Raw genomic sequence first — 5,886 nt, forward strand, 5'->3', positions numbered from 1 at the left:
ATCCCCCGGTCTCGGGCCCGGGCCGCCGGCCGTATCCGGCCAAGCTGTCCTGGTACGTGGATTCCATCCGCCAGGCCACGCGCGGATCCGGCGCGTCGGCGCCCGGATCGCGGCCCAGGTCCAGCAGCAGGCCGTTGGACAGCACAGCCCGCCAGGCATAGCGCGGACTGAGCTCGAGCTTGGCGACGTGCAGGTCCAGCGGCGCGAACCAGCGGGCCAGTTCCGCGTAGCGCTGAACCACCAGCGATTCCGTGCCTTCCGGGCCGGAGAACTGCGGCAGCACCGTCTCGTCGTCCACCTCGCCGGTATTCGCCGTGAACGCCTCGCCCCAGGTGTTGATCATCTGGTTCTCGTTCCACAGCGCCAGGGGCTGCTGCTCTTCGATGCGCACGCGCAGCACGTTCGGCCAGATGCGCCGCACGCTGGCATGCCGCACCCAGGGCACCGACTCGAAGAGCTCGCGCGCTTCGTCCAGGTCCACGGTGAAGAAGTTCCCCTTGAACCGGCCCGCGATGGCCGCCCGCACCGCTCCCGGCGACACGTAGTGCAGCTCGCCGTCCGGCATGGGCTCCAGCTCGATGGCCGACAGCGTGAAGTACGGACGCTGCGCAACCCAGGCCACGCCCGCGAGCAGCAAGGCGCACACCGCCAGCACGGCCAGCGTGTTGGCGATCAGGTTGGTCGTTCGGGCGTCGTTCCACACAGGGCGTCCAGGTCAGGCGTTGCGGCCGGGGCTGCGCACTTTGCACGCAGCCTCGGACAGGATCGCCACGCACAGTTCCGCATAGCTGATGCCGACGGCCTTGGCGGCCATGGGCACCAGCGAATGGCTGGTCATGCCGGGCGAAGTGTTCATTTCAAGCAGCCACGGCCGGTTTTCGCGGTCGAGGATGAAATCGGCGCGCCCCCAGCCCTCGCAGCCCAGGGCCTGGTAGGCCCGCACGGCGATGTCGGCCACTTCCCGCGCCACGTCGGGCGGCAGGTCGGCGGGGCAGAAGTACTGGGTGTCGTCCGAAAAATACTTGTGCTCGTAGTCGTAGTTGCCGCCGGGCGCCGCGATCTCGATCACCGGCAGCGCGCGGGCCTGCCTGCCCGAACCCAGCACGGCCACGGTCAGCTCGCGCCCGCTGATGAACTGCTCGGCCAGCACCACTTCGTCGAACCGGGCCGCCTCGGCGTAGGCCCGCTTCATGTCGGAATAGCCCACGACCTTGGTGATGCCCACGGTCGAGCCCTCGTGCGGCGGCTTGATGATGAGCGGCAGGCTCAGGCGGTCGGGCACGGTGCGCAGCTCGGTGTCGGCGTCCAGCACCTCGAAGGCCGGCGTGGGCAGGCCGTGCTGCAGCCAGATGCGCTTGGTCATGGTCTTGTCCATGGCCAGGGCCGAGGCCAGCGGGCCGCTGCCCGTATAGGGGATGCCCAGCAGTTCCAGCGCGCCCTGCAGCGTGCCGTCTTCGCCGTAGCGGCCGTGCAGCGCGATGAACACGCGCTCGAAGCCCTCGGCGGCCAGTTCCGCCAGGCTGCGCTCGCCCGTGTCGAACAGGTGCGCGTCCACCCCGGCGCTCAACAGCGCCTGATGCACGCCCGCGCCCGACATCAGGGACACTTCCCGCTCGGCGGAGCGTCCGCCGTACAGCACGCCGACTTTGCCGAATTCCGCTTTCATGCCAGCTCTCCCACCTGGGCCGGGACCTTGCTGATCGATCCCGCGCCCATCACGATCACCACATCGCCGTCGCGCACGAAGTCCAGCACGGCCTGCGGCAGCTCGGCCACGTCCTCGACGAACACCGGCTCCACCTTGCCCGCCACCCGCAGCGCGCGCGACAGCGCACGGCCGTCGGCCGCAACCAGCGGCGCCTCGCCGGCGGCATAGACCTCGGTCAGCAGCACCGCGTCGGCCGTGCCCAGCACGCGCACGAAGTCCTCGAAGCAATCGCGGGTGCGCGTGTAGCGGTGCGGCTGGAACGCCAGCACGATGCGGCGGTCTGGCCAGGCGCCGCGCGCGCGGCCAGCGTGGCCGCCATTTCGACGGGGTGGTGGCCGTAGTCGTCGATCACCGTGAAGGTGCCGCCGCCGTGCGCGGCCGGCACCGGGAAATCGCCGACCTGCGTGAAGCGGCGTCCCACTCCATGGAAAGAGGCCAGCGCCTCGCAGATCGCGTCGTCTTCCACGCCCAGCTCGGTCGCCACCGCGATGGCCGCCAGCGCGTTGCGCACGTTGTGCAGGCCCGGCAGGTTCAGCTCCACGCGCAGCGGCGGCAGCAGCGTGTCGCGATGGCTGCGCTGCACGTTGAAGCGCATGCGCGTGCCCTCGGGCTGCACTTCGTAGGCCCGCACCTGCGCGTCTTCGCCCAGGCCGTATGTGGTGATCGGCCGCGAGACGAACGGCATGATCTCGCGCACGTTGGCGTCGTCCGCGCACAGCACCGCGCTGCCGTAGAAGGGCAGGCGCTGGGTGAACTCGATGAACGCGCTCTTCAGGCGCGCCACGTCGTGCCCGTAGGTGTCCATGTGGTCGGCGTCGATGTTGGTGACGATGGCCATCACGGGCAGCAGGTTGAGGAAGGAGGCGTCGGATTCATCCGCTTCCACCACGATGTAGTCGCCCTGCCCCAGCCGCGCGTTGGCGCCCGCCGAATTGAGGCGGCCGCCGATGACGAAGGTGGGATCCAGGCCACCCGCGGCCAGTACGCTGGCCACCAGGCTGGTGGTGGTGGTCTTGCCGTGCGTGCCGGCCACGGCGATGCCGCGCTTCAGGCGCATCAGCTCGGCCAGCATGATGGCGCGCGGCACCACCGGAATCCGCGCGGCGCGCGCCGCGATGACTTCCGGGTTGTCGCCCGCCACCGCCGTGGAGGTCACGATGGCGTCGGCGCCCGTCACGTTGCTGGCCACGTGGCCGATGGAGATCTTCATGCCCAGGCCGGCCAGGCGGCGGGTCACCGCCGATTCGTGCAGGTCGGAGCCGCTGATGGCGTAGCCCAGGTTGAGCAGGACCTCGGCGATGCCGCTCATGCCGGAACCGCCCACGCCGACGAAATGGATGTGTTGAATTCTGTGTTTCATGATTGACGCCCCGCTGCCTGTTCGCAAACGTCGGCGATATGGGCCGCGGCCTCGGGGCGCGCATGCGCGCGCGCCCGTTCGGCCACGGCCTGGAGTTCTTCCCGGGTGCGCTGGCCCAGCCAGTCCGCCAGCCACTGGGGCGTGAGGGCGGATTGCGGCTGCAGCCAGGCGGCCTGCGCGTCGCTGAGGAAGCGCGCATTGGCGGTCTGGTGATCGTCGATGGCGTGCGGAAACGGCACGAAAAGCGCGGCCACGCCCGCCGCCGCCACTTCGGACACCGTCATGGCGCCGGCGCGGCAGATCAGCAGGTCGGCCGCGCCCAGCTCGCCCGCCATGTCGTCGATGAAGGCGCGGCAGTCGGCCTGCACGCCCGCCCGGGCATAGGCCTGCAGCAGCGCCGGCAGGTGCTGCTCGCCGGCCTGGTGCACGACCTCCGGCCGGCGCTCGGGAGCCATGGCGGCCAGCGCCGGCGCAGCACGGTATTCAGGGCGTGCGCGCCCAGGCTGCCGCCCACCACCAGCAGACGCAACGGGCCGGTGCGCTCGCCGTAGCGGCGCGCCGGCCCGGGCAGCGCGCAAAAATCGGCCCGCACGGGGTTGCCCAGGGCCTCGCCCTTGGGCAGCACCCCCGGAAACCCGCTCAGGACGCGGCGCGCCATGCGCGCGAGCCAGCGGTTGGCGGTGCCCGCCACCGCGTTCTGTTCGTGCACGACCAGCGGCAGGCCGCGCAGGGCCGCGATCACGCCCCCGGGGAATGCCACGTAGCCGCCCATGCCCAGCACCACGTCGGGGCGCGCATACGAGAGCCTGGACCATGCCTGCGCGAAGGCGCGCAGCAGCATGAACGGCAGCTTGAGCAAGGTGGAGAATCCCTTGCCGCGCACGCCCGCGAAGCGCAGCGGCACCAGCTCGATGCCGCGCGGCGGCACCAGGCGGCCTTCCATCTTTTCCGGATTGCCCAGCCACAGCACCCGCCAGCCGCGCGCGCGCAGCACCTCGGCCACGGCCAGGCCGGGCATGATGTGTCCGCCCGTGCCGCCCGCCATGATGAGGATGGTGCCCGCGCTCATACCCGCCCCCCGCGCATCATGATGCGGTTTTCCACGTCCACGCGGATCAGCATGGCCAGCGCGCACACGTTCATGACCACGCCCGAGCCGCCGTAGCTCATCAGCGGCAGGGTCAGCCCCTTGGTGGGCAGCAGTCCCAGGCACACGCCCATGTTGATGAAGGCCTGCACGCCGAACCATATCGCCACGCCCTGCGCGACCATGCCGGCGAAGGTGCGCTCCATGGCGATGGCCTGCCGGCCGATGTCGAAACCGCGCTGCACGATGAGGGCGAACAGGCAGATCACCAGCATCACGCCGGCAAAGCCCAGTTCCTCGCCCACCACGGCCATGAGGAAGTCGGTATGGGCCTCCGGCAGGTAGTGCAGCTTCTCGACGCTGGCGCCCAGTCCCACGCCCAGCCATTCGCCGCGGCCCAGCGCGATCAGCGAATGCGAGAGCTGGTAGGCGCTGCCGTAGGCGTTGTCCTCGTTCCAGGGATCCAGGTAGGCGAACAGGCGGGCCCGGCGCCAGGGCGACAACCAGATCAGCAGCAGGAAGGTGCCCATCAGCACGCCCAGCAGGCTGCTGAAGAACTTGCCGTTGATGCCGCCCAGGAAAAGAATGCCGATGGCAATCGCCACGATCACCATGAACGCGCCCAGGTCGGGCTCGAGCAGCAGCAGCAGGCCCACCGCGCCGAGGGCGCAGGCCATGGGCACGAAGCCGCGCAGGAAGGACTGCATGTGCTCCTGCTTGCGCACCGTGTAGTCGGCGGCGTAGAGCAAGGCGGCGACCTTCATCAGCTCGGACGGCTGGAAGTTCAGCGGCCCCAGCGGAATCCAGCGGTGCGCGCCGTTGACTTCGCGGCCGATGCCCGGAATGAGCACCGCCGCCAGCAGGACCAGCGACACGGCGAACAGGGGGAAGGCCATGCGCTGCCAGAAGCGGATGGGAATGGTGAGCACCACCGCGCCGCTCACCAGGCCGGCGCAGATGAACAGGCCGTGGCGCAGCACGAAGTAATAGCGCCCGTAGGAGGCGTAGCGCGGGCCGTCGGCCAGGGCGATAGACGCCGAATACACCATCAGCAGGCCGAGCAGCAGCAGCGTGGACGCGGCCAGCACCAGCGGCAGGTCGTAGTTGCGCATGCGGGTGCGGCCGGGCCGCACGGCGTTGACGCTGGCAGTGAGTTCGGCGAACAGGCTCATGCCACCTCTCCCCGGTCGCGGGCCAGATCCTCGACCTCTTCCACGAACACCTGCCCGCGATGCGGATAGTTGCGATACATGTCGAGGCTGGCGCAGGCGGGCGACAGCAGCACGGCATCGCCCTCCCGGGCCAGCTCGGCGGCGCGGCGCACGGCTTCGCGCATGTCGTGGGCGGACACGCAGGGCACGCCCGTGGTTTCCAGCGTGCGGCCGATCTCCGGCCCGTCCTGGCCGATCAGCACCACGGCGCGCGCATGCTGCGCCACCACCGGCACCAGCGGCGAGAAATCCTGGCCCTTGCCCTGGCCTCCGGCGATCAGCACCGCCTTCTGGCCCAGCCCTTCCAGCGCGGCGACGGTGGCCCCCACGTTGGTGCCCTTGCTGTCGTTGATGTAGTCCACGCCGCCGACCGTGCGCACAAAAGCGGCGCGGTGCGGTTCTCCGGCGTATTCGCGCAGCGCGCGCAGCATGGCGGCCCAGCCCAGGTCCAGGCAGCGGCCCAGCTGCAGCGCGGCCAGCGCGTTCAGGGCATTGTGAATGCCCCGGATGCGCAGCGCGT

At 70.3% G+C, this 5,886-nt stretch carries 4 protein-coding genes and 2 pseudogenes; all 6 read right to left on the bottom strand.

The annotated features are described in order from the left end of the window. Positions 1-703: cell division protein FtsQ/DivIB (locus tag AD428_RS21585; RefSeq protein WP_369798810.1), on the bottom strand; the 703-nt coding region annotated here is incomplete at its 3' end. Positions 704-715: 12 nt separating this feature from the next. Next, positions 716-1,666 (bottom strand): D-alanine--D-alanine ligase, encoded by a 951-nt coding sequence (locus AD428_RS21590; protein ID WP_053246546.1) that lies wholly within the window; start codon positions 1,664-1,666, stop codon positions 716-718. Continuing rightward, positions 1,663-3,068 (bottom strand): annotated as a pseudogene (murC, locus tag AD428_RS21595) (UDP-N-acetylmuramate--L-alanine ligase). The gene AD428_RS21590 and the pseudogene murC overlap by 4 nt, the downstream one beginning before the upstream one ends. Beyond that, a pseudogene (gene murG / locus AD428_RS21600) lies at positions 3,065-4,137 on the bottom strand (undecaprenyldiphospho-muramoylpentapeptide beta-N-acetylglucosaminyltransferase). The pseudogenes murC and murG overlap by 4 nt, the downstream one beginning before the upstream one ends. After that, on the bottom strand, positions 4,134-5,327 hold the full coding sequence (gene ftsW / locus AD428_RS21605) for a putative lipid II flippase FtsW (RefSeq protein WP_053246547.1): 1,194 nt from the start codon (positions 5,325-5,327) through the stop codon (positions 4,134-4,136). The pseudogene murG and the gene ftsW overlap by 4 nt, the downstream one beginning before the upstream one ends. Beyond that, positions 5,324-5,886: glutamate ligase domain-containing protein (locus tag AD428_RS21610; RefSeq protein WP_304438962.1), on the bottom strand; the 563-nt coding region annotated here is incomplete at its 5' end. The genes AD428_RS21610 and ftsW, both read right to left, overlap by 4 nt.

The organism is Achromobacter sp. DMS1 (assembly GCF_001270295.1).

Excerpts from the sequence above, each read along its gene's own strand:
- AD428_RS21590 (WP_053246546.1), bottom strand. The coding sequence starts at position 1,666 with ATGAAAGCGGAATTCGGCAAAGTCGGCGTGCTGTACGGCGGACGCTCC.
- ftsW (WP_053246547.1), bottom strand. The coding sequence starts at position 5,327 with ATGAGCCTGTTCGCCGAACTCACTGCCAGCGTCAACGCCGTGCGGCCC.